This is a genomic window from Streptococcus sp. ZY19097 (assembly GCF_040731245.1).
Lineage (GTDB): Bacteria > Bacillota > Bacilli > Lactobacillales > Streptococcaceae > Streptococcus > Streptococcus orisratti.
The window spans coordinates 1542767-1568065 of sequence record NZ_CP160400.1; the positions used below are offsets into that span (position 1 = coordinate 1542767).

Below are 25299 nucleotides of genomic sequence, written 5' to 3' on the forward strand. Positions count from 1 at the left end.
TGCTCTATGAAATTAAAACAAATTTTATTCAGCTTAACGCTTGTATTTATGACCTTTATCTGTCTGTCAAACGTTGCCGCAGATAGCCAATCAGCCCAAATTAAAAAAATTCAAGATAGCGGTGTTCTAAAGGTTGGTGTCAAACAAGATGTTCCAAACTTTGGGTACTATAGTGCTGAATCTGATAAATACGAGGGTATGGAAATTGATATTGCCAGAAAAATTGCTAAATCACTGGGCGTCAAAATTGAATTTACACCCGTAACAGCTCAAACCCGTGAAGCTGTGATGGATAATGGTCAGGTGGACATCGTCATAGCTACCTACACCATCACCCCTGAACGTCAGGCCTCCTACAGTTTTTCTAACCCATATTATACTGATGAAGTCGGCTTTCTTGTCAATAAATCCAGCGGTATCAATTCCATTAAAGATCTGGACGGCCAAACCATCGGTGTAGCTCAAGGATCTACAACCAAAGCTGCCATTGAAGAATATGGCAAGGCACATGATCTATCTTTCAAATTTGTTCAGCTTGGCTCCTATCCCGAATTAGCTATTTCTCTCTATGCCAAACGAATTGATGCTTTTTCAGTAGATAAATCAATTTTGTCAGGCTATCGCAGTAAAAAGACTAAAATTTTAGCTGATGGTTTCAATACTCAGTCTTATGGTATTGCCTCTAAAAAATCAAATACAGAAGTAACTGACTACATTAACAATCTCATCTCCAAATGGTCTGAAGATGGAAGTCTGCAAAAAATTTATAAAAAATATGACCTAAAACCTGCTAGTATAGATAATAATTAAGAGAGGAATATAATATGACGATACTAACTTCCAGTCCTTTTGCCCTCTCACGTTGGGCGGACTTTTTCGCAAACTTTGGGGCGTTCGCTAAAGGATTTCTTTACACGCTAGGAATGTCCGCAGGAGCTCTGCTTCTTGCCCTAATTCTAGGAATTATATTTGGTGCCATGTCCTCATCAAAGAACAAAATTCTAAAAGGAATTGCCCGTGTTTATGTAGAGCTTTTCCAAAACACGCCACTTCTGGTGCAATTTGTTTTTGTTTATTATGGCTTAGCTATTGTGAGCAATGGTGTTATTATGATTTCAACGTTTTTCACTGCTGTTCTCTGTGTAGGAATCTACCACGGTGCTTATATCGCCGAAGTTATCCGTTCAGGAATTGAAGCAGTACCGCGTGGACAAACAGAAGCTGCACTCTCCCAAGGATTTACTTATAGCCAAACAATGAGTATGATTATCTTGCCCCAAGCGGTGCGAACTATTTTACCACCTATGACTAACCAGGTCGTTAATCTCATCAAGAATACTTCCACCGTTGCTATCATCTCCGGCGCTGATATTATGTTCACCGCTAAAGCTTGGGCTTACGAAACAACTAACTATGTGCCAGCATTCGCTGGAGCAGCCCTTCTATACTTTATCATGTGTTTCCCACTAGCAACTTGGGCACGCCGTAAAGAAGAAGCCAACAAGAAAAGTTATTCAATTTAGGAGGAGCCTTTCATGTCAGTATTTACGCCTACCAACATCAGCTTCATCCTACAAGGTTTGTGGCTGACCCTTTATATTTCCTTTATTGCCATTGTTCTATCCACTCTCATTGGAACAGTCCTCGCCGTTATGCGCAATGGGAAAAATCCCTTGCTCCGATGGGTAGCTAGCATCTACATTGAATTTGTACGTAATGTTCCAAACTTGTTATGGATTTTTATCATCTTTCTGGTCTTCCAAATGAAATCAACACCCGCTGGAATTACTGCTTTCACAGTATTTACTTCTGCTGCACTGGCCGAAATTATCCGTGGTGGACTAAATGGAGTTGACCATGGGCAAACTGAGGCTGGCTTGGCCCAAGGAATGACAGGCTTTCAAATTTTTATTTACATTGTCTTTCCACAAGCTTTTCGAAAAATGCTCCCAGCTATCATCTCCCAATTCGTAACAGTTATCAAGGATACATCACTTCTCTACTCTGTCATCGCCATTCAGGAGCTCTTTGGGAAGAGCCAAATCCTCATGGGACGTTATTTTGAAGCTGGACAAGTCTTTAGTCTCTACGCTATTATTACTGGAATTTATTTTATCATTAACTTTGCCATTTCAAGTTTTTCACGACGTCTGGCTAAAAAATGGGAACAAGCCGCTGAATAAAGCGATGCCATTTTAAATTTAACAACTCAAAGCTCTCAAAGAAGACCCTATGCAAGTCATTAATCTTCTCTGGGAGTTTTTACCTGCTGTACTCATACTTAATCAAACTCAGACTAATACTCTTCGAAAATCAAAATTATCCGTTGTTAACTTGCCTTGATGAACTCAAGTTCTATCGTCGGCTTCGTTTCCTAGGCTACTTTTGATTTTCATTGAGTATAAGTTTCCAAAATCTAAGGAGATTTGAAAGATTAAAGTGAAACAAATGGCGTCTGTGTATCAGCAATGAGGAGATTGAACCGTTATCAATTAAGAATCTGTATTCACAAGTGAAGTGCTTTTACATAAAAGATCGTTTTTCGCTAATCAAGGCAGGTTTTTGAAGGAATACTAACTGTATTTTGAAAAAAACTCGCCTTATACTCAGTTAAAATCAAAAATAGCGGAAGTCCAGTCTCTATCTACAATTGATTTGAGTTGATAAGCGGTTAAGGTTTGAATAACCTCTTGAAGTTTATCGATTACCTCATTTAAGGTCCTAAATACTTTATTCTTGAAACCAAGTTTACGAATCTCAGCCCAGACTTGCTCAATAGGATTCATTTCAGGTGTGTAGGGTGGAATGAAGGTAAATTCAATATTCTTAGGAATATTTAAGGTCTGAGATTTATGCCAGATGGCATTATCCATGACTAAAATAATATAATCTTCTGGATAAGCTGCCGATAGTTGGCGTAAAAATTCATTCATCCAATCACTATTACATCCGCCTGCTATGATGAAAAACGAGTCGCCTGTATGGGCATCCACAGCTCCATAACAATAGCGGTATTCACGAATGTGATGACTTGCTACGTGAGGACGATAACCTTTTGGAGACCAACACGAACCAAGTTTACTGATACGCCCAAAACCCGCCTCATCTTGATACATAAGGCGGATTTTTTGATATTCTTTTCCATCAATAAAGCGCTTACTCATTCTCTCCTCGAATAAAGATTTTATTTTTAGACGCTAAAATGGTTTCGGCGTCTGCTTTTTTCGGATGTTGGGGACGTGGGCTAACTTTACGCCAACCATGACGTTTCAGGAGAGCATAGAAACCTTCTCGGGTTGTCTTGTGCCCAACTCTCTCTTGATAAGCTTTAAAGAGGGTGTTAACGGTAACGAATTCTCCATTCAAAGAGGAAGAGAGTTGCTCTTTAAGGAAATCTTCTTCCTCCTCATGCGTCATATAGGAGCGGCGGCGACCACCACGATTCTCCTTTAAGAGAGCTTCTAAGCCACCACTTAGATAGCGATTTAATAAGTTGCGGACTGTCTGATGGACAAAGCCTACTGATTTAGCTACAGATGTTAAATTATGGCATTCAGAGTAGAGAATAAGGGCTTGAATTTTTCTATGATGCGGAGCATTATTTTTATCTTTAAGGGCTTGCTTTAATTCTTCGACTTGTGTTTGGGTAAGTTCTTTTGTCATAATACTATTATAACGCTATTTTTGATTTTTGTTAAGTATTAGATGAAAGTGCCGAACTGTGAATACAGGTTCTAAGCCAACAAGGTTCATTTTTGAGTTTCAAAGAGTATAATTTTCAGAACCTAATCAAACCCACCAGTTCACACTAGTGGGTTTAATTGTTTTCAATGTAAAGAGATAGTCCGATCACATGAATTTGCAATTTCTTCATCATGTGTCACAACAACCACCGTTTTCCCTGATTCATTTAGTTCTTTTAGCAAGTTCATCACAATCCATTTGTTTTCTCTATCTAAGGAGCCTGTTGGCTCGTCAGCCAGAATAAGTTCACTTGGTTTAAGAATGGCTCTAGCAAGAGCTACTCGCTGCTGCTCTCCACCAGAAAGTTCATAAATCTTTCGATTTTCATACCCTTTCAATCCCACTTTTTCCAAGACCTTAGCAATCTCAGTTAACTTTTCTTTTTTATTCATCTTGACATAGGTCATTGCTAGTAACAGATTTTTCTCAACCGTTTCTGTCTCTATTAGAGCAAAATTTTGAAATAAATAAGAAATTTTCTCTCGAATAACTTTCTCCGAATGCCTAGAGTTGACCTTTATATTTTTCAGTCCATCAAAACTATAGTCTCCAGCTTGAAAATCTTCAATCAGACCAAGAATGTTCAGCAAGGTTGATTTTCCACATCCACTTGGTCCAACAAGCGCAACCATCTCTCCTTTTTTGATGTAGAAGGATAGCTGACTAAAGATTGTTTTACTGCCAAAATTTTTACTTAGATTGTTCACTTCTAACATGACTCACCCCTCCTTCAACATAATAGCAACTTGCTTAGACTCTATTTTCAGAATATGATGTATGCTCAATAGAGCATCTGCAAAAATTAAAAGCAAGACTGCTGGAAACATTATGACCGTTTGTTCAAGGATTCCAACAATAATAACAGTAACAGCATATATTAACAGCATCGCAAGGATATGTTTCTTATAACGATCAAAAAACTTCAAGCCAAGCAATTTTTTAATGGCTAAACTACTGCGCTCTGTATAAAAGACGATTGAATTTAAGGCATAAGCAACAAAAAGTTCAATTCCAAAAGTAAACAATAAAATACTTGCCATAATCACCAGAAACGTTTGATTAAATTGTAGGATTTGGTTAAATAAGTCTTTAATTTTGGTAAATTTTGGAATAAATACTTTGGATTTCTGTGCAACTAATTGCTCTATTTTTGCTTGTTCAATATTTCCACCTTTTATTTTTATCGGGTTTTCTAATTGCGTATTTGTCAACCTTACCTTTTCAAACCAAAGCATATTTTTAGGATTAACGACTAATAAGATGGGATTCTTTAATGTCTCTTCTTTGCCGAAATCAAAGGAAAAAGTTTCCAAAGGTTCAGAATAATAGATGATTTTGATTGGAATATCCGCTAGTTTTATATTCTCTTGCTCTTTTACTGAGTAAAGGTTAAATAAAATGGCTCGAAAGGTGGGTGATAAATCCTTTCCTTTTAAAGTATCAGGTACTAATATTACTCTTGTTGAAGCTGACTCGCCTGCGATGAAGTCCAACATCTTTATTTGCTTTAAATATTGGTAATTGACAGTTAAAATATCAAGATTATCTTGAAACTGATAGATTTCATTTTCTTTGTTATCAGTTAAGGTCTGACCTTTCTCATAGTTCTCATGATAAGTATAGGTAACATTTGCTTCTTGTTCCAATGACTCATATAACTGAAAAAGGTCTTTTACTCCCTCGCCTGTATTCGTTTCTAAATCTACCTCTCCAGCTTGTGTTAGTGAATAATATTCCAAAGTAGAATAATCAAGATAATCATTCCATTGCTGGTAGCTTCTTTGCTGGCGGTACATGTCAACCACTACTGTAGAAGTATTTATCAACAAATATCCCATAACAATAAATACTAATATTTTTAAGCTGTAAATTAAGGAAACTCCAAATTTAAAGTCCGTGAATTTCTTCAACAGCTTACTAATGGTTATCTTAGATACTAAAAGATATAGCCAACCATTCACTGCGATGTAATAGACTTGTTCGGTAACTCAAAGGTGGTATACTAAAGCTATGGAAACAACATACGAAAAAGCCTTAAAATTAAACTCAGAGAATTTCAAATTGTTGATAGGTGTTAAAAAAGCGACGTTTCAACTGATGCTTGATTGTCTCACTGACGCTTATCAAGAGCAACACCGGAAAGGAGGACGCCCACGCCGTCTAAGTATGGAAGAGCAGCTCATCATGACCTTGCGCTACTTACGCTATTACCCCACTCAACGCTTGTTGGCATTTGATTTTGGTGTAGGTGTGGCAACTGTCAATGAGACCATTACATGGGTAGAGGACACCCTTCGTTCTTCAGGTCTCTTTGATTTAGACCACTTGGAAGCACCTAGCGCCACTGTTGCCATTGATGTCACTGAAAGTCCTATTCAACGCCCTAAAAAAACCAAAGCAAGAATTATTCTGGTAAAAAGAAAAGACATACCATAAAAACTCAAATCATGCTTGATTTGACTAGCCATCGTGCTTGTCAATTGGCTTTTTCAGATGGCCATACGCATGATTTTACCCTTTTTAAGGAGAGTATTGGCTATAGTTTGCCCCAAAATACTCTTGTTTTCGTAGATTTAGGGTATTTAGGCATCTTGAAATTTCACGAAAATACCTTTATTCCTGCTAAGCGTTCTAAACATCACCTCTTAACCGAAGAGGATAGACGGTTGAATCGAGAGATAGCTAAAATGCGTATTGAAGTTGAGCACTTTAATGCCAAATTTAAAACCTTTCAAATCATGGCACAGACCTATCGTAATCGTAGAAAACGGTTTGAATTAAGAGCTGAGTTGATTTGTGGCATCATCAACCATGAGATGATGTAGTTACCGAACAAGTCTAATAGAGTAAACATAGGAATTGAGCGACCGCTAATAATTGAAAAAATCCAGGTGGATATACTTCTAAAGTGACTAAAAAATAGATATTTATGACAGCGATGGATAGAATCATCCGACTAAGATCCCGTCGAATTCTTTCATAAATAATCCTACCATTTGATAAGCCATTTAGTTTCATGATACCAAACGTATGTATGTCAGCAACCCCTAACGAAATAACAATGACTCCAATAATTAAAAATGATAGAGCCAGAAGGACACTATACAGTATCAAGAAACGATTGAACAAGCTTACACTGCTAAAAGCAGTCTCATGAAGCAGACTCTCTTTGTCAACCTTGTAAAAATTACTGATATCCTCTATTAACCCTTGAGTGTCAATAGAGGAACTCGAAATGGCTACATAGTTCCCTAGAATCGAGTGACTCGAATCAGAGTAGTAATCCTCCATAGACTGAACGATAAGTTTGTTCTGAAGTGAGAAAGCTGGAATTTTCTTAATTTGTTTTTCTTCTCCAGACTTATAATTAGCATAAAAACTATCTTTGAGTTTTAGCTTTTTTTCGCTTGGTATAAAATAATCTGGAAAGCTATCAGCATAGATTTGAATGGATTTGACAATAGTATCATTATCATAATCTGTTCTGATAATTGATACCTGATATTTTTTGCTCAGTTCTTCTAAAAAGCTAAGATGCTCCTCTACCGTCTTATCTGTTTGAACTAAGTAAAAATTCTGAGTAAAACCACTTGCGTTTCCTAGGTTCTGTAGTCGCTGGTAATCTTTTGTCTGAAAAATATTATAAACAAATAAACTGACTAAAATAGTAGCAACTACAGTAAATATGCTAATAATTTTCTTCACACTCTCTACCTCCTAAAAGAGGCGAGCCCTATACCTCGCCTCACTTTCTATATGCTAGTTTCCATAATTCCAATAATAAGACAGCCTAGTTGGTGGGAAAATTGAATAACTAGAATTTGCCCGGTCGCCCTTACTAGCATTTGCACTTGCAACTACTTTTGTATTGTATTTAATGGTAGAACCATGAAATCTGGTTGCATGATGATAGTTTGAATAACTAAAAGTTTGTCCAGCCAACACCGTAATTCCACGTACCTCCAGCTACAATAGGGCTTGCTAGACTAACTCCCAATACCAATGAAGTGACTAACTTTTTAATTTTCATAGCTTTCTCCTTTATGTAATACCATGTATAATAAAACACTATTTCCCGATTGCACTTGCAAATTTTCTTTACGATCGTTTGAGATTATTCTCCTTTATAATAAGCGCTCTCTTCACTTTTTCATTCTATCACGCTTTGACTTATTTGTAAATAAATACACTAATTTTATTGTATAATCATAACCATTTCTGTGAACTGCTGGTTTCAGAAGATAGACAAAATCCGATTTAGCAGTCAATTGACATGATGCTCTGCTAGGCAAAGTAAAAGTTATGAGCAAAACAAGTAGTAACCAGAGACTCTATCTTCAAGCTCTATTTTTTGGGATTCCAAAAAACAAGACCATTACCGATCTTGTTTTGTCCTGTTAATCTTACTTAGTGAGCCACAAGGTCTTGTGCAATTTCATGTCCAGTAGATGATGCTGGGAAGTAAGTTGGCCAATTGTCCATTTCTTCTAAGATCTCATCTTGACTTGTATTACCCCAGAAAAGGTGGAAATGTTCAGCCTTGGTTTTTGAAATGTTGTGGTCACTGAATTGAATATATTTGAATTCGCCAGCGTTCTTATCATCTGTTTCAAAAAGATAACGAACACCACGATTTCCTTTTTTATAAGTCAAAATTTTATATCCAACGTATTTGTAGGTGAAGGTTTGTTTGACACCATTTTTAACAAAAGTAATTTTATTCTTTTTGCCATCAATCTTAATTTGTTCGACATCTGTCTTATAACCTGTTGTGTAGTATTCTTTGTATTCAGCAGCAGTCATTGCTCCTTGGGATTTTTTAGCCTTATAATCCCAAACCTCATCCAAAGTACCGTCTAAAAGATAAGGATAAACTGATTGCCAAGTACCTGTCCAATCAGTTAACTTACGGTCGGTAACATCTTTATCTTTAAAATAACCTGTTTGAACAGTTTTACTAGTATCAGTTTCAGGTTCAATAGCTTTTCCTTCTACCTCAGTAGTCAATTGCAAAGCTGCTAGATTTTTTCGCATCGTTGAGAAGTAATCTTCACCAGCTTTAATTTCTTTTGTTGTTAAACTTTCAATTGGATTGAGGACAGCTGTTTTTACATCGGCCTCACTTGCTAACGTTTTTGCTACCTTGCTTGAAGCATTTTCTTCAAAATAGATATACTTAATGCCATACTTTTTAACATATTTTGCTAATTCAGCCAAACGTTTTGCTGATGGCTCAGACTCTGCAGATACTCCTGTGATTGAGATTTGGTTCAATCCATAATCAAGTGCTAAGTAACCAAAAGCTGCGTGCTGTGTAACAAAGCTCTTTTGCTTAGCAGTTGATAAAGCAGCGCTATATTCCTTATCAAGTGCTTTAAGTTTTTCAATATAAGCGGCAGCATTTGCTTTAAAAGTATCAGCTTTATCAGGATAAGCCTTAGAAAAACTATCACGAATATTTTCAACAACTGTAACAGCGCGAAGTGGCGACAACCAGACGTGTGGGTCAAATTCGTGATGATGTCCTTCTTCACCATGGTCTTCTTCGTCACCCTCTTCTGTACCAGCCATTAGTAGCATGTCCCCAGTTCCTTTGACAATGGTCTTCTTGCTAGTATCCATGCTCTTACTCAAACTGCTAACCCAAGTTTCCATACTATCATCCATATAAACAAATGCATCTGCATCTTGGATTGTGGCAATATTTTTTGTAGATGGTTCAAAATCATGTGGTTCGGTTCCCGCCTTGATTAACATGGAAACTTTAGCTTCATCCCCAAGAACCCCTTTGGTAAACTCATAGACAGGGTAAAATGTCGTTACAACATTAAGTTTACTGTCTGCTAAAACTAATTTTGCCTGACTAAGTTGCACAGTCAGGAAAACTCCCAACAAACTGATCATTAAAAGAATCTTCTTTTTCATGACATCTCCTCTTCTTAACTAGTTATTTACTGGTTAAGTATATCATAATTGAAAATCTTTGCAAGTCTTTTCTTACAAAATCTTGAAAAATCTTATCATGTTGTTTTTTTCAGAATATTCTGTGTTTTGTTTCGAGAATTAGTTTAGCCATGCTATAACAAAAGTGAAAAGAAGAACATTCAGATTGATTGTGTTGAAAAGCCAGTATCATCGAAGTCAAGACTAACAGTGATACATTAAGCTTCAAGTAGTTTTTTAAATTTATTTATAGTCAATTAGTTTATCTTTGATTACTTCGACGTAAGAGGAAACTCCGTTTCCTTATTTCCAACTTCAAACACTCCACTGGATTGTTTGAACTCACTTTGCCGTACTTTACGAAAGTGACTTCCTTCGCATGTCTTATTTCCAACCTAGAACAGCCTAGAGGTTGTTCTAGCAACCTGCAGTTCGCTGCCTTGTACTAAAAGCAAACTAAAAGACTAAAAAACCTCTGTGACTAAAACTCGCAGAGGTTTTTTGAAACTGATGCGGAACAGTGGCACTGTTTTATTTGGGGACCTCTAAAAACTAATTTTCTAAAATTTAAAATGTTGATTTAACAAGGCTTTCATAACTCTAAATTTGCAATTTTGGGAGTTTATAGAGGTGCCCATTGGGAAATAGCTTAGTCACTGACTGAGAAGCGGTTAGTCATAAGATTGCTAGCATCAAAGAGAATCTTGTTAAGCAACTTTTGGGTTTCTGCTTCAAGAAAATCGCTTATCGCTTGATTTTCAGCTTCAAAATCAATTGCTTCACCATTTGCTAAAGCCTTGTCAACCGTGTGAATCATAGCATGGCCCTGAGCCATCGTTTTTTCAACGTAAGCTTCAATATCACCTTCATGTTGGTGGAAATGTGCATCTGCAATCGCAGCAATCAAGCGATTAACCCAATAGAAACTATTGGTAGATACATCAGCAGTCGTGTTAGCAAAGTAAGCTGGTGTGGTTGAGACTTGCGTAAAGAAGGGCACCATTGTCCCAAAAGGCATAGATCCATAGGCCAACCACTGGACACCAGTGGTCTCATGAGGGCAATTAGGGCGCAACTGCATTAAAGCTGTTTGACTGGTTCTATTGATTCCGATAGTACGGAAACTACGTTGGCTGACCGAACTCCCCTCTGGTCCATAAGGATCATAAATCGTGTCCTGATAATGGTTGCTAAGAACATATTTGACATCCTCAATAGTGATTTTGCGATAGGGTTTTTGGCACCATGGAATAAAGAAACTGCGTGGATCTTGTTCAATTTCTGGGTTCAAGAATCGCTGCATAGCCCAAGCACGTGGGGTATTGTAATGACGATCTTTGTCACGCTGACTACCAAATGCATAGCGTGGATTGAAATGTTCATTGGAATATGTCAAATCCAGATCATATTTGGCAATAAATTCTTTTAAATCACTCGAACACATATAATCATCTGGATTGTTAAATTCAAAATGATCAATTCCCAACTGATTTGGATTGGTCACATAGGCATCATCCGGTACTCGGCGAGCAATCCAATGATGTCCGCCGATAGTCTCCATCCACCAAATGTCATCCACATCAGAAAAGGCGATACCATTTGACTCATAAGTTCCATATTTTTCTAAAATGGCACCTAAACGCTCTACACCCTCTCGTGCAGAGTGAATATAAGGCAAAACAAGCGTCAACATATCTTCCTCACCGATACCAGAGGCTACCAAAGGATCTGCTCCCAAAACGCGACTATTGGTTGTGATAGTCTCTGTTTCACTCATGGCTACATTGACTTCGTTGATTCCCGCTTCTCCCCAGATTCCTTCATTATCAAGCGCATTTGGGACAGATGTATAGCGCATGGGTTTGTCAGGCAAATCAATCTCAAAACTAGACAAAACCGATTTGTAATGACTGGGCTGTTCTTCAGGGGTGATAACCTTGAACTGTTTAGGGCAAAAGTCACCATTTTGTGAATCTTCTGTACGGGCAATCATGGTTGAACCATCATAGGACGCTTTTTTTCCGACAAGAATTGTAGTACAACTCATTTGTATTTCCTCACTTATTTAATTTCTTCTCTATCCTATCACAGTTAAGAGAAAAGTTCAAAGTAAGTTTTATAATCTAGCAGTAAATCCTAAGACTAACTAAAGTTTCGTCGTACATAGATTAGCGCTAGCATTGACATAAGAAAAATAGCAGAGCCCAGAACCATGAAACTGGTCACTGATAGAGCTACCGGTAGAAGGGTCATGGTCAGTGTACCTAGAGGCATAAAGAGGATGGCAATAGTGAAGATAGTTGAGATAACTCGCCCCATATAGGCCTTGGCAACACGCAACTGAACTTGACTGAAAAAATGAATGTTAAAAATGGTTAGAAATCCTTCAAAAAGGAGGTTGCCGCTGTAGGAAAGCCACACAGGAAAATTCAAAAGTGGCGATAGAGATATGACCATCATACCCAGACCACTGAAGGCTAGCATCCATAGTAGAGAGCTCATACTGTTCTTCACTTTTCTAGCGACTAGCGCCCCGATAATCGATCCCACTGCTGCCAAACTCAAAAGACTAGCATAAGCACTGGAATCCTTGAAGAGATGATTTGTGAAGGGGAGAAGGTAATTAAACATAGCAATGAAAGTATTAATCAGCGCAGCGATAACTAGCAGGAAGAAAATTTCTTTCTCCTTTTTGATGTAGGTAAAGCCTTCTAAAATATCAGTGACAATAGCCTTGGCTGCTAAGGTTTTATTAGTTGGTTCAACTTCTTCCTCGGTTTCTAATTTGATAGCATAGAGACAAAGAAAAGATAAAAAGAAAGTCAAAGCATCGATGACAAGGGTCAAGCGAATACCCAAATGATTAAAGATGAAAAAACCCACTACAGGTGAGCTTACCTTAATGATTTGCACGACAGTTTCAAGATTGGAATTGTAGGTGACAATGTCTGTTTTATCTACTACTTCTGGTATATAAGATTTGTAGGCAGGACCAGAGAAAGCACTGGAAATAGCAAGGACAACATTAGCCGCAATAAGGCCATAAAGTAGTAACTGCGTATTGCCAATAAAAGAAATTCCCAGACAAATAATAGCACAAAGCCCATCTGTTACCAGTAAAATTTTTCTTCGTTTGAAACGGTCTGCCAGAGCACCACCGAAAGGATTGAGAACGATAGACACCAATAGCTCTGCAATTTGATAAATCCCAAGAAACTTTTGACCCAGACTACCCATAGAAGCAATCCAAGTGCTATTTCCGTAGTCATACAAAACATCACCCAGTTTGTTAATGGCACGGCTAGACAATAATTTAAGTCCATTTAAATTCATAATAATCCCCTTAATCTAAAATATATAACCAAACTGCTGACGGCTTCTTTACAATCAAAAATCTGTCACAGACTTGAATAAACACAAACTAACTTTCTAGTAAAGATAGGATGAAAGGTTGCAGATAATTCAAACGTATTTCCTATCCGCAGTGTGCAGGCAAGACTAATCTTCTTCCCAATAAGTCTAATAATGTCTGAGTTTGACGCTCGAAGAGGCTAATACTCTTCGAAAATCAAAATTATCCGTTGTCAACTTGCCTTGATGAACTCAAGTTCTATCGTCGGCCTCGTTTCCTAGGCTACTTTTGATTTTCATTGAGTATAATCATCTTGTTTGGTCTATTGTTATTATAAAAGATTAAAAGGACAAACGAAAAAAATTCCCATAAACAGGAATTTTACTTAGTAACACGGGTAAAGTGGTCTTGAAAAGTCTGAGCATGATATTTAGAGCCTGTGACTTGAAAACAAAAGATAGCATTTTTCATCATCTCCAAACCAGATGAATGCCCCTTGGCATAGGCCAAAAAGCCCTTTTCGTAAAGCAGAATAATGCGATGATAGGCGTTGCGTTCATTATAAAGCATTGGCTCGACTTTTTCTAAAAAATAGCTTGCCTCAAGCAAGTCTCCACGCTCAGTCAGTGTTTCTACCACATTTAAGAGAGTCGTTTCCACAACGTTCTTGTTGGTCGGTACATCCTGGTAAAAGTCCTTACGCTTAAGAACTTCCTTAACCATGCGGCAAATAAGATCCGTCTTATAATAACGATAGAGATTACCAATTAAAATTAATTCATCAATCTCCCACTGCTCCTTCTGAAACAGATAGTCCGCTAAAAAGTCTAAGTCTGACTGACTCATTGTCCTTGATGGGACACACTCACAAATCATCCCTTTAAAGAGAATAATATTTAGTTTCGCTCTCATATTTGAAGAATCCTTACGCAACTTCTCTTCCTCATCTAGAATCATGTCTTCTAGACCAGCCACATTTTTCTGATAATGGTATTTCGCCATCTGAGACATGAGCACTTTTTGACCAACTCTCTGATACTCATTAACCCTATCCATAAATTCTCGCGTTGATAAGCCAATAGCATCTAAAGCCTGCAAAAACTTGGTTAAAGATAGGTCAGATTCTCCCCGTTCAAAGCGAGACAGCTGCGATACAGACAAATCATCTGACGCTACCTGCTTGAGAGAAAACTGACGATTTTTCCGAAACTCCCTAAAAATCGGACCGTAGATGAACATAGAAACTCCTTTCTGACAAGAAAACACATTCACAAAAACGTGGTAGTATTATATCAGATTTTATAGAAAAGGCGGGTAAATAAAGAGGCTAGACTCACTTGTCAGATTTCTTTTCACCCCAGAGTTAATTTACCTCTCACTTCAATCCATCCGTGTTTGCAGCTATGCGTTCATCTCCCCACCAGAGTGGCATGAGTTCACCAAGTGTGATGGTTTCTCGTTTATCGTAATCAACCATAAATTCCGTCTGCTTGTTTTTCTCAGACAGTTGCAACAGAAATTCACGGCAAGCTCCGCAGGGCATGCCAGAGGCTTCACCGTAAGGTGCTTTATCACAAAAGGCAATGATGCATTTAATTGCTGTTTGACCAGACTGCTGGTACATGTTAAAGGCGGCAGAGCGTTCTGCACAGAGGTGGAAAACGCCTGAAGTCGCTTCAAAACAGTATCCCGTAAAAATTTGACCGTCTTCAGCTTCAATTGCTGCCACAACATGATTGGCATAGATGAGGGGAGAGACATAGTGAGGAGTTGTAACCTCTTTTAGCTTCCTCATATAGTTTTTCCCAAATATCTATCGTCTGCTTCCTTTCTTACCGCACTTCCGCTCCGACTTGTTCGGTTAGGGCTTTGGTGATTTTTTCTTGAAATACTTTTTCAGATTTTTGAATTTGATTGACAAAATCATTATAGTTGCTGCTGGTTTGAGGAAGCAAAAGAGACCATTTTTTCAACATTCCACCATAACCATTTAGCTTTCCAATATGATTGTCAACCCCTTTTTCATTGCTTGGAAACAGTAGACCACCTATTCGGGTTTCTAAAATATAAGAATAACTAATCAGCTGAAATAAATCTCCCCGAGCAATACCCTTCTCAGTCGTTTCCAGTCTTTTATATTTGGCATCTAAAACAATACTGGAATGGCGATTGTAAAAGTCGGGATAAACTTTTCGACCATTACCTTTTTGGAAAACAGAAATACCACCTTTTCCCGCCTTGTTCTGCGGATGCTCAAATTCAGGTAACAAGGTCGCTAGATATTCTTCCCAGAGCCAGGCGCCATCAATCAAGAAACCTGAAACTTCCTGCTGGTTTTGCTGGTAAGGCATGACAGTTTCCCGTCTTAAAATGGCAATGCAAAGTCGTTGCAAATCCCGATACTCATGATAATAAGCATGACGCAGCGGTTTCTTAATATTGGTCAGTAAAATTTGAGATAAAGACTTCTTTTGGTAATTCTGACTATTTTGGACAATGACATCAACATTTTCACGGCTGGTCTTATCAGATAGCCAAAGCTTGTCATATCCCTTTTTCTTTAAAAAATCAATGGTATAACGCACCAGATGGATTACCGCATTCTCACTGCTCCGCTCACGTGTATCATAAGCAATTTTTCCTATAAAAGGAAGGTCCTCCTTGAGAAAACGATTAACATCAATACGCCCACGGATGTTAGCATCATTATAGTGAAAATGCCGATACTCTTTGTAAATTCCTTTGGTCAAGGCTTTGTTGAGATAATAGGGAAAAAGAAAGACTAGAAAGTTGAGGTAATTATGTTTACGTGCACTCATCATAAAGTCAGTCACATTGAAATGCAGCACTTTCTCCAGCATATAGAAGAAAAAGAAATTATTCTCATCATCGAAACGAGACTGAATGAAAAGCTCTTCTTCACCACGCTTCAAAATTCCCATGACATTGCCGGTCTGTAATTCATTTCCAATCGTTTCTAAAATCTTTTGACTGCTTTCAAGATCATTAGATTCTGATAAATCAGCTGGAAAGATAAAAAGGCCTTCTTTCTGAAAATTTTCTAAGGTTTTATTAGCGATTTGATTTAAAAAATCATCTGATATTTTAACCTCCTTTCGCTGTTTCTTACCGTTATCCTTGAGCTGTATCATCAGCAGTTTCCTCAACTTTATCGGATAGATAATAAGCATCCTTAAAAGATTCCATCAGCTCAGCTTCATTAAGTTGCCCGCGGACATAATCCTCTAAAAGCGGCTCTAAGTAATCAGACCAAAGTACATTGTAATCATAAGCGATATTCTTCAATTTCAAGAAATAAGACGGTCCGATATGGTAGTGAGAATTGAGACCTTCTGTGTCTGAAATAACGTTGTTGAGATTGGTCAAGCGTGTTTTCGCTTCCTCAGCATTATCGCCTAATTGCTCGTCCAACATTTCCAATCTATCCTCTGCTTTCACTTCCACAAACCTAAAACGCCTACGCATCGCAAAATCAAAAGTATCCACCGAACGATCAATATCATTCATAGTTCCAATGATATAGACATTTTCAGGAATATAAAACTTGTCATCTGTCTCATGCATATTAGCGTATTGTGTCGAAATAGCACCAGTCGTTCCCCGATAGTTGGGGTCCAACGAGAAAAACAGCTCTCCAAAAATTTTAGCCATATCTCCACGGTTGATTTCATCAATAAGAAAGATGAACGGTTTATTCTTATCCGCCACTTCAGAACTTGGTTTCTTATAAGGTGTAAGCTCAAATTTATTTTCTAATTTTTCAAGAACTTTTCTTCCTTGTCCACGATAGTAGGTTTGTTTATCATATGAACTATTTTTATAAAGTTCGTAAACATAAGACTTTGTTAGAACAGTTCCTTGAGCTTTGCTCTCATAGTTGACATTTAAATTATTTCGACTGTTAACCGTCAGATAAGATTGTTCTGTCAATCGCTCTTTTTCATCACTGTTATTGATAAATTCAAGATAAGCATTCCAAGCTGAATCAAAATTATCTTGTCCACCACTTTCACCCGTTTTCTTCGCTTTCTCACAAAATGCTTTAAAAATACCATTCTGTAATTCAAAGCCTATACTACCATCAACATTAACAGGACGAAGTCCTTCGACAAAGTCAGTATAGTCATAATTGGGATGAAATTGGACAAATTCAAATTGAGGATTATCTCCCAACTCCTCCACATCGCAACCAATCATCTCAGCCGCTATCTGGCGGGCTAGGTAAGTCTTACCAGTACCCGGTGCCCCCCGGAAGATGAGGTTCTTTGAAGCCTGAAGTTTTTGGATGTAATCATCAGTCATCATGTTTAATCCTCCTATTTCTTTTTGGACTGAATTTAGAGAAATATAATTATCGTAAAATTCTTGTAACTTTTCATTAGGATCTGACTCATCATCTATCCCTAAATCCTTCACCAAGTATGAACCAATTTCTTGGATATCCCTATTTGTCCTCTGTTCCCAAATAACGATATGGAAACTAACAATATGAAAATTTTCAAAAGTAACACGAAGGTTAGCCCAAGTTCCTTCACCGACACTGATATTGATATAAGGCAAGGTTGTCCTCCCCTTTCCACTTTTAGGACCGTATGAGCCATTGTTAAAAAGATGGATGTGAAAACTGATATCATCAATGCTCAGATAACAAAAATTTTTTTCTTTCGTGTAACTATTTGATTCAAATCCACTAATGCCTAGCTCTGTTTTTCTCCTCTCAACATCTATCAAATTCACATGTGATTGTTCAACAAATCGTTTTAAGAGATATTTAAAATCTTTATATTTTTGTTCTACCATTTCTTCACCCTCGTCAAAAAGCCCAGAATAAACTGGGCTAATCTCTTACCGTACTTCCGCTCCGACTTGTTCGGTTAGGGCTTTGGTGATTTTTTCCATGTATTTGGCAACTTCTTCGTCAGTCAGGTTGTCATTTGAGTTTTGGAAGGTTAGGCTGTAGGCCATTGATTTCTTGCCAAGTCCTAGCTTTTCACCAGTAAAGACATCAAAGAGTTTAATAGCAATTAAGCGTTTGACACCGGCCGATTGGATTGCAGCTACAATATCCTGATGGCTGATTTCTGTGTCCAAAAGCAGAGCCATATCTCGAGTAACGGTAGGGAATTTGCTGATTTCTTGGAAGACTTTGTCGTCAGAATGCACAGCTTCAATAGCATCCAAGTTCAATTCAGCCACGTAAGTTGGTGGAATGCTATAGTCTTTGGCTGTTTGCGGATGCACTTGACCAACAAAACCAATAGTCTCACCATTAAGCATGACAGCTGCCGTACGTCCTGGGTGCATGCTTGCCAGAGATTTGTCAGCAACAAAATCCAAGGCTAAGCCAAGCTTGTCTGCCAAAGCTTCAACGATACCTTTAGCATAGAAGAAATCCACAGGTATTGCCTTAGTTTGGAAATCTTTTTCAACAACCAATCCAGAAATAGCAAAGGCAAAGGTATTGATTTCATTTGGCAATTCAGTTTTTGGATTGCCTTTTTGTTCAAAAACTTTACCGATTTCATAGATAGCCAAATTACTGTTCTTACGCGCTACATTGTAGGCTACGGTATCCAACATACCGGATACGATGTTTTGACGAAGGGCAGAACGCTCAACTGACATAGGCCACATAAGCTCGGTCACATTGCTAGGATTAAGAGCGAATTCTACAGCTTTCTCAGGCGTTGTTAAAGCATATGAAATAATTTCTGACAAACCTGCACTTTCTGCAATCGTACGCACTTGGCGACGCAATTTTTGACTGACTGTTAGTTCACCCGCTGTTCCAGCAGCTTCTGGCAGAGTGGTTGGCAACTTGTCATAACCATAGATACGGGCAATTTCTTCTACCAAATCAGCTTGGATAGCAATGTCCCAACGACGACGTGGAACAGAAACGGTAAATTTATCACCATTACCCGCAACACCAAAACCAAGTTTTGTAAAGACGTCTTCAATGTCAGCGTAAGTCAACTCTGTTCCCAGACGAACATTAACATAATCAAGAGTCGTTGATACCTCAACATCATCAGTTGGAACTGAACCAGCTTCAACACGACCAGCAAGAACTGTTCCGTCAGCTAATTCTGTAAGCATTGCTGCTGCAAAATCAAGAGCTTCAGCAACAGTTGCATAGTTGATACCTTTTTCAAAACGTGATGAACTTTCAGAACGAAGGTTCAAACGACCGCTTGTTTTACGAATAGATTTACCATCAAAGACAGCCGCTTCCAAAAGCACATTTTTAGAAGATTGGTCAATTTCAGTCGCCTGACCACCCATGACTCCACCAAGAGCAACAGGCTTACCAGCTACGCTAATCACAATGTCCTCTGCTATCAAATCACGCTCTTCACCATCAAGAGTTACCAGTTTTTCACCATCACGCGCACTGCGTGCAACAACTTTCTTGTCTTCAAATTTATCCAAATCAAAAGCATGCATTGGTTGACCAAAGTACAACAAGACATAGTTTGTCACGTCAACAACGTTGTTGATTGGACGGATACCAGCATTCATCAAAAGGTTTTGCAGCCATTGTGGACTTGGTTTAACAGTCACATTTTCAACAACACGCGCTTTATAAGTCAAAACTTTATCAGATTCGATAGCAACATCGATAACGTCTTTTGCAGCTTTAGAAACTTCTTTAAGTTCTTTTTCTGGGAAATGAACCTCTTTACCATAAATAGCAGCCACTTCATGAGCAACCCCGCGCATAGAAAGAGCATCCGCACGATTTGGTGTGATAGATAATTCAATGATTTCATCATCCAAATCAAGGTATGGGAAAATGCTATCACCTGGTTTAGCATCTTCAGGCAAAATTTGAATACCATCAGAAAATTCTTTTGGAATAATAGAATCTGGCAAACCAAGTTCTTGAAGCGAACAAATCATACCAAGTGATTCCATACCGCGGATTTTACCTTTTTTGATTTTGTAGTTATCCGCAATACGAGCACCCGGAACTGCTACGATAACATTGATTCCAGCAGTCACATTTGGAGCTCCACAGACAATTTGACGCAATTCATCATCGCCTGTATCAACTTGGCACAGGTGCAAATGTGTTTCTGGAACATCTTCACAAGATACAACGTGACCAACAACTAGTTTTGTCAAACCTTCAGATGGTGTTGAAACTCCTTCAACCTCAATTCCGGTTGTTGACATTTTTTCAGAAAGCTCATGTGTTGTTACATCAACATCAACAAGCTCTTTTAACCATTTATAACTTACTAACATAATAATGTGTTAAAAGCTTTTTACATTCAAAACGCATTTGAAATGTAAGCTTCTTTATCCCTTCTACTGTTATTCTTTTAAGGCTTTTCTCATAAGCCAGTCTGTATCTACTTTATCGCCAACTTTAAAAGAGTGTTCTGAAAATTTTTCAAAGCCATATTTTTGGTAAAAAACCTGTGCCCTGATATTATTTTCCCAGACACCTAACCAAGCCCAATCAAAGCGACCTTCTTTTGCCATATCAAGCGCTAGCTCAAATAATTTCTTACCTAAGCCTAATCCTTGACACTCGTTAAGGATATAAATGCGCTGAATTTCAAAGGCATTTTCTAATTCGTGTTCGGTCTGTGCAGCGCCCCAATTGACTTTCATAAAGCCAACCTCACGCCCATCAACCAAGACAAAACGAACATCAGATTCTGGGTTGATTATCTCTTTTTTGAGTTGCTCCAAAGTATAACTATCATCAAAAAACTGTTGGAGTTCCTCTTCGGTATTATCAAAAGCAAAAGTTTCACGGAAAGTCTGAATGCTAAGTTCTTGCAAAGTTGCTAACTTGTCCAAAGTCACTTTTTTTATCGTTATTTCTGACAATAGCTCTCCCTCCAATCGTTTTTCTATCCTCTCTCGTTATTTAAATTGTTCTGAGAAACGAACATCCCCTTGATAAAAACCACGAATGTCGTTGATACCATAGCGAAGCATTGCGATACGTTCTTGACCAAGCCCAAAAGCAAAGCCAGAATATTTTTCAGAATCAACGCCAGACATTTCTAAAACGCGAGGGTGAACCATACCAGCACCAAGAATTTCAATCCAACCCGTTTTCTTGCAGACATTACATCCCTTACCACCACATTTGAAACATGAAACGTCAACTTCTACGGATGGCTCTGTGAATGGGAAATAAGATGGTCGAAGACGAATCTTACGATCAGCACCAAACATTTTTTGGCTAATCATTTCAAGCGTTCCTTTGAGGTCACCCATTGAAATATTTTCACCGACAACAAGACCTTCAATTTGGTGGAATTGGTGGCTATGAGTAGCGTCATCTGTATCACGACGGAAGACACGCCCTGGTGAGATCATCTTCAAAGGACCTTTAGAAAAGTCGTGTTTATCAAGCGTACGCGCTTGAACAGGACTTGTGTGAGTACGAAGTAAGATTTCCTCAGTGATGTAGAAGGTATCTTGCATATCACGCGCTGGGTGATCCTTTGGCAAATTCATCCGCTCAAAGTTGTAATAATCTTGTTCAACTTCAAAACCATCCACAACTTGGAAACCCATCCCCAAGAAAATGTCTTCAATTTCTTCACTAGTTTGACTGAGGATATGACGATTTCCCAAAGAAACTTTTCGACCTGGTAGGGTCACATCGATACTTTCTGCATCTAATTGTGCTTGAATTTTTGCGGCTTCAACAATTTTAGCCGTTTCGTCAAAAGCCTCTGTTAAAATGTCACGAACTTCGTTGACCATTTTACCTACGACAGGGCGTTCCTCTTTTGACAAATCTTTAAGCCCCTTCAAAAGATCTGTTAGAGAGCCTTTTTTCCCTAAGACAGCAACACGAAGATCTTGTAGTTCTTTAGCGTGATTACCTTTCATTTCAGCCAATTTAGTCTGAGTTGAAGTCTTTAATTCTTCTAATTGAGTTTGTAAATCCATGGTTATCCTTTCCCTGTTTAAGGCCTGATTGAAACAAAAAACGCGTCAAACTCCACATCGGAGCGTTGACACGCGGTACCATCCGTTTTCATCTGACAAGCAGACCTTAATTGTTTGTCTTTTTACATGAGTGAATTGGCAAAACTTCCATCTGATTGGCTTCCAGTCAACGACCAACCTTCCCTGTTAGACTTCCATTAAGTTACTAGTCTCATAAGACACTATTCAATTAACTACTAGTGTAACAAATATCTGAGATTTTTTCAATCACTTTTCTCCTTGAAATAGCATATCATGGTATAATACCAATTGTATTCTGGAAGAAAGCCTATAATACCTAAAAAGAGTCTATCTTACAGTTATTACAGCACTTAGCAAATCCTTCTACTTGCTGATAACATTATGCTAAGCATATCTCTCAAGTCAAAATAAAAATCCTGCGATGATAGTTATCCCAAATAATCTCGTTTTAGCTGTAAAGATGGAGAAAGAACCCGATGTTAATTTGCAGCAGTTACTTAATCAAAAATATCAGAAGTAATTGAAATAGAAAGTTCAGAAAGATTTTATGAAATTGTCAAAGAAATTGCTTGCCATTCCACTAGTTTTAATAGTGCTTTTGTCTTATCGCACCGTTTATCTTAATCTAGTTACCCATTCAGGCTATTATGCCCAATATCTCCCACATAAGAAAAGCACAAATCCTGAATTAATTTTTACTCTCAAATATCTCTATTATCTGGAAAAACCGAAAAATTCTAACTTAGATTATGATTACGATAATGATGGTGTTAATTCGATAATTGTCAATGAAGAATTTTCTGTTAGTGGCTATCGAAGTCCCATTGTATATGATAATTCAAAATACGATAGACCAGAAGACGCTATTTTAACGTCATATCGTTTCAATGAGAAAGGGGTGTTTCAAATGAAAAGAATTCGTGATATTACTAAAAATGGTTTTCAATATAGTAAATCATCAGAAAGCAAGAAAGAAGCGGAGAACTATGTTGAACGAGCTATAACACCAATTCTTAGAGTACAGCCAAAACCAAAACTTAATCTACAGTGGTTATTTAATCTGATATACCAACGCAAATTTGAATAGAGAAAAGACCGAAACACAGCAGGCACAAAATGATAAAAATAGTTTTGAATGCTTTGTAATACTCATTCACACCTCAACATGATATGAAATTTTTCCATCTACAAATGACTTTTTGGGACAAACTTGCTTCTATGGAAAATTTTAGTATTATAAGAACCTGTATTTACAAGTAAAGCTCTTTTATCTAGGAGAGCCTTTTTCGCTAATCAAGGTAGGTTTTTTCAAAATACCGACTGTATTTTGAAAAAACTAACGATGCATAGCTCAAAAAACTAGCCTTATATAGAAGTGCTGAACTGTGACTACAAGTTCTAAGATTTCGATTACAACTGCATCTAATCTCACGTTAAAATTTTTACATCATCAGAAAACGTTTTATTTACACTAAACTGAGCAATCCTATTGCGTTCGTTAAAGGCTTTCTGTTATAATGGTTAAGAACTAAATAAAGGAGAAATCTAATGATTAAAGAACTTAAAGAGTTTTTGTTTAAAGGCAATGTCTTGGATCTTGCTGTTGCTGTTGTCATGGGTGCTGCTTTCAATGCCATCATCACATCACTTGTAGGTGATATCATCACACCTCTGATTCTTAATCCTGCCTTGAAAGCAGCTAATGTAGAAAACATTGCTGATCTTGCATGGAATGGTGTAAAATATGGTAGCTTCCTAAGCGCTATCATCAATTTCCTTATTATTGGTACAACACTCTTCTTCGTTGTCAAAGCTGCTAACCACGCTGTATCACTTGGCAAAAAAGAGGAGGTCGTTGAAGAAGAGGAAGCTGCACCAACTCAAGAAGAATTACTTGCTGAAATTCGCGACTTGCTTGCCAACAAATAATGTCTTCAGAACCACTGCATTTTGCACTGATAACTCTATAAACAAAAGGAGCTGAGCGCTATTGTCTCAGCTTCTTTTGTTTAGGAAATCAAAAAAACCAGAGAAATCTCTCTAGCTTTGTTATTCTAAACTTAGAATTTTTTACGTTTGCGAGCTGCTTCTGATTTACGTTTACGTTTTACAGAAGGTTTTTCGTAGAATTCACGCTTACGTGATTCTTGAAGAGTACCAGCTTTAGTCACAGAACGCTTGAAACGACGAAGTGCATCGTCAAGTGATTCATTTTTACGAACTACTGTTTTTGACATGTTTTCACCTCCTCAAGATATTGTAACATTTTCACGTTCCTTACTAGGATACCTAATTTTTAGAGGATTGTCAAGAAATCTCTAACTTTTTTTTCAATCTTTTCTTTAGTATCAGAGTCGCTTACTCTGTAAAAGTTGATAGTCATTCGATTCCTAAACCAAGTTAATTGACGCTTTGCAAATCGGCGTGTATTTTGTTTAAGTTTATCTGTGGCCTCCTGCAATGATTGTTCACCCGAAAAATAGGGAAATAACTCTTTATAACCTATAGCACGTGCCGCTTGTACCTGAGGAAAATTTTCATATAACCACTGAGCTTCTTGTAAAAGCCCGTTTTCTAACATAAAATCTACACGCTTGTTGATACGGTCATAAAGAAGCTGTCTGTCATCGTTTAGACCAATGAGTAGAGCATCATAGTTGGTCTCCTTGTTTTCCATAACTTGTCCGAACTTAGCTAGCTCTAGTGCTCTCATAGCACGGCGACGGTTTAGTTGAGGGATATCAAGACCCAGCTCTGCTATTCTCCCAAATAAGTCGTCATCAGACAAATTGTCCAGCTGTGCTCGATAAGCCAGTACTTGCTCTTGGTCAACCTCACCCCCTAAATGATAACCTTCTAGCAAACTTTGTAGGTAAAGTCCGGTCCCTCCCACAATGATAGGGAGTTTTCCACGGTTATAAATATCTATGATGGCAGCTTTCGCTTCCTTCACAAAGTCATAAACCGAGTAGTTTTCATCTACATCACGCACATCGATCAGATGGTGCACTGCTTCCACCTGTTCTTGTACTGTTGCTTTGGCCGTTCCAATGTCTAACTTGCGATAAACTTGTTGACTGTCCCCTGAAATAATTTCACCATTAAAAGCTTGAGCTAACTCAATTCCTAAGGCCGTCTTTCCTACTGCTGTCGGACCAACAACTACTAGAATTTTAATTTTTTCTGACATTTTCTCTCTTTCCTGAAAACTCAGTCCTAGGTCTGATTTTTTCACCATTATGATACTTTCACTTGAAATTTAAACCATTTTTCGTTACCATTATTATAACATA

The 25299-nt window shown here is 37.9% G+C and carries 20 protein-coding genes and 3 pseudogenes; 6 read left to right on the forward strand and 17 right to left on the reverse strand.

Annotated elements, in window-relative coordinates:
• Positions 1–6: 6 nt before the first annotated feature.
• From ABZ559_RS07865 to ABZ559_RS07875, 3 genes are read left to right on the forward strand one after another with little or no spacing between them, the layout of a single operon-like run.
• The gene (locus tag ABZ559_RS07865) at positions 7–810 is read left to right on the forward strand and encodes a transporter substrate-binding domain-containing protein (protein ID WP_367005861.1); all 804 of its coding nucleotides are present in this window, start codon (positions 7–9) and stop codon (positions 808–810) included.
• A 14-nt stretch (positions 811–824) separates the two neighbouring features.
• Positions 825–1523: an amino acid ABC transporter permease gene (locus ABZ559_RS07870; protein WP_273403609.1), complete on the forward strand. Its 699-nt coding sequence runs from the start codon at positions 825–827 to the stop codon at positions 1521–1523.
• Positions 1524–1535: 12 nt separating this feature from the next.
• The gene (locus ABZ559_RS07875) at positions 1536–2183 is read left to right on the forward strand and encodes an amino acid ABC transporter permease (protein ID WP_018375888.1); all 648 of its coding nucleotides are present in this window, start codon (positions 1536–1538) and stop codon (positions 2181–2183) included.
• Positions 2184–2606: 423 nt separating this feature from the next.
• Here the strand turns inward: ABZ559_RS07875 and ABZ559_RS07880 are convergent.
• The 3 genes and pseudogenes from ABZ559_RS07880 to ABZ559_RS07890 form a co-directional block, all read right to left on the reverse strand.
• Positions 2607–3663 (reverse strand): annotated as a pseudogene (locus tag ABZ559_RS07880) (IS630 family transposase).
• A gap of 164 nt (positions 3664–3827) precedes the next feature.
• Positions 3828–4460: an ABC transporter ATP-binding protein gene (locus tag ABZ559_RS07885; protein WP_273403614.1), complete on the reverse strand. Its 633-nt coding sequence runs from the start codon at positions 4458–4460 to the stop codon at positions 3828–3830.
• Positions 4461–4463: 3 nt separating this feature from the next.
• Positions 4464–5582 (reverse strand): DUF1430 domain-containing protein, encoded by a 1119-nt coding sequence (locus tag ABZ559_RS07890; protein WP_367005863.1) that lies wholly within the window; start codon positions 5580–5582, stop codon positions 4464–4466.
• Between the two features lie 172 nt (positions 5583–5754).
• On the opposite strand from ABZ559_RS07890, the pseudogene ABZ559_RS07895 reads away from it, so the two are divergent.
• A pseudogene (locus ABZ559_RS07895) lies at positions 5755–6569 on the forward strand (IS5 family transposase).
• Positions 6570–6582: 13 nt separating this feature from the next.
• Here ABZ559_RS07895 and ABZ559_RS07900 read toward each other — a convergent pair.
• From ABZ559_RS07900 to pheS, 12 genes and pseudogenes are all read right to left on the reverse strand, one after another.
• The gene (locus ABZ559_RS07900) at positions 6583–7449 is read right to left on the reverse strand and encodes a hypothetical protein (RefSeq protein WP_367005865.1); all 867 of its coding nucleotides are present in this window, start codon (positions 7447–7449) and stop codon (positions 6583–6585) included.
• 54 nt (positions 7450–7503) lie between these two features.
• Positions 7504–7689: a lactococcin 972 family bacteriocin gene (locus ABZ559_RS07905; protein WP_367005867.1), complete on the reverse strand. Its 186-nt coding sequence runs from the start codon at positions 7687–7689 to the stop codon at positions 7504–7506.
• Between the two features lie 462 nt (positions 7690–8151).
• Entirely contained in the window at positions 8152–9669 is a 1518-nt protein-coding gene (locus ABZ559_RS07910; protein ID WP_367005868.1) for a zinc ABC transporter substrate-binding protein AdcA, read from the reverse strand.
• Positions 9670–10336: 667 nt separating this feature from the next.
• A complete protein-coding gene (locus tag ABZ559_RS07915) occupies positions 10337–11734 on the reverse strand; it encodes a C69 family dipeptidase (protein ID WP_367005869.1) in 1398 nt (465 codons plus the stop codon).
• 95 nt (positions 11735–11829) lie between these two features.
• Entirely contained in the window at positions 11830–13020 is a 1191-nt protein-coding gene (locus ABZ559_RS07920; protein ID WP_321058380.1) for an MFS transporter, read from the reverse strand.
• Between the two features lie 400 nt (positions 13021–13420).
• Positions 13421–14278: a helix-turn-helix domain-containing protein gene (locus ABZ559_RS07925; protein ID WP_367005870.1), complete on the reverse strand. Its 858-nt coding sequence runs from the start codon at positions 14276–14278 to the stop codon at positions 13421–13423.
• 136 nt (positions 14279–14414) lie between these two features.
• Positions 14415–14856 (reverse strand): annotated as a pseudogene (locus tag ABZ559_RS07930) (cytidine deaminase).
• Positions 14857–14871: 15 nt separating this feature from the next.
• On the reverse strand, positions 14872–16191 hold the full coding sequence (locus tag ABZ559_RS07935) for a 3-isopropylmalate dehydrogenase (protein WP_367005872.1): 1320 nt from the start codon (positions 16189–16191) through the stop codon (positions 14872–14874).
• Positions 16172–17860, reverse strand: coding sequence for an AAA family ATPase (locus tag ABZ559_RS07940; RefSeq protein WP_367005874.1), 1689 nt, complete (start codon positions 17858–17860; stop codon positions 16172–16174). Before ABZ559_RS07940 ends, ABZ559_RS07935 begins: the two co-directional genes overlap by 20 nt.
• Before the next feature lie 45 nt (positions 17861–17905).
• Positions 17906–20311, reverse strand: a complete 2406-nt coding sequence (pheT, locus tag ABZ559_RS07945; RefSeq protein ID WP_367005876.1) for a phenylalanine--tRNA ligase subunit beta — start codon at positions 20309–20311, stop codon at positions 17906–17908.
• Positions 20312–20380: 69 nt separating this feature from the next.
• Positions 20381–20905 (reverse strand): N-acetyltransferase, encoded by a 525-nt coding sequence (locus tag ABZ559_RS07950; RefSeq protein ID WP_277291534.1) that lies wholly within the window; start codon positions 20903–20905, stop codon positions 20381–20383.
• A 36-nt stretch (positions 20906–20941) separates the two neighbouring features.
• Entirely contained in the window at positions 20942–21985 is a 1044-nt protein-coding gene (gene pheS / locus ABZ559_RS07955; protein WP_018375871.1) for a phenylalanine--tRNA ligase subunit alpha, read from the reverse strand.
• Between the two features lie 568 nt (positions 21986–22553).
• Here pheS and ABZ559_RS07960 point away from each other — a divergent pair.
• A complete protein-coding gene (locus ABZ559_RS07960; RefSeq protein WP_367005877.1) occupies positions 22554–23093 on the forward strand; it encodes a hypothetical protein in 540 nt (179 codons plus the stop codon).
• Between the two features lie 461 nt (positions 23094–23554).
• Positions 23555–23935, forward strand: a complete 381-nt coding sequence (gene mscL, locus ABZ559_RS07965; RefSeq protein WP_018376855.1) for a large conductance mechanosensitive channel protein MscL — start codon at positions 23555–23557, stop codon at positions 23933–23935.
• A gap of 131 nt (positions 23936–24066) precedes the next feature.
• On the opposite strand, the gene rpsU is transcribed toward mscL, so the two are convergent.
• Both rpsU and miaA read right to left on the reverse strand, forming a co-directional pair.
• Positions 24067–24243, reverse strand: a complete 177-nt coding sequence (rpsU, locus tag ABZ559_RS07970) for a 30S ribosomal protein S21 (RefSeq protein WP_000048058.1) — start codon at positions 24241–24243, stop codon at positions 24067–24069.
• A gap of 59 nt (positions 24244–24302) precedes the next feature.
• On the reverse strand, positions 24303–25196 hold the full coding sequence (miaA, locus tag ABZ559_RS07975; protein ID WP_367005879.1) for a tRNA (adenosine(37)-N6)-dimethylallyltransferase MiaA: 894 nt from the start codon (positions 25194–25196) through the stop codon (positions 24303–24305).
• Positions 25197–25299 lie beyond the last annotated feature (103 nt).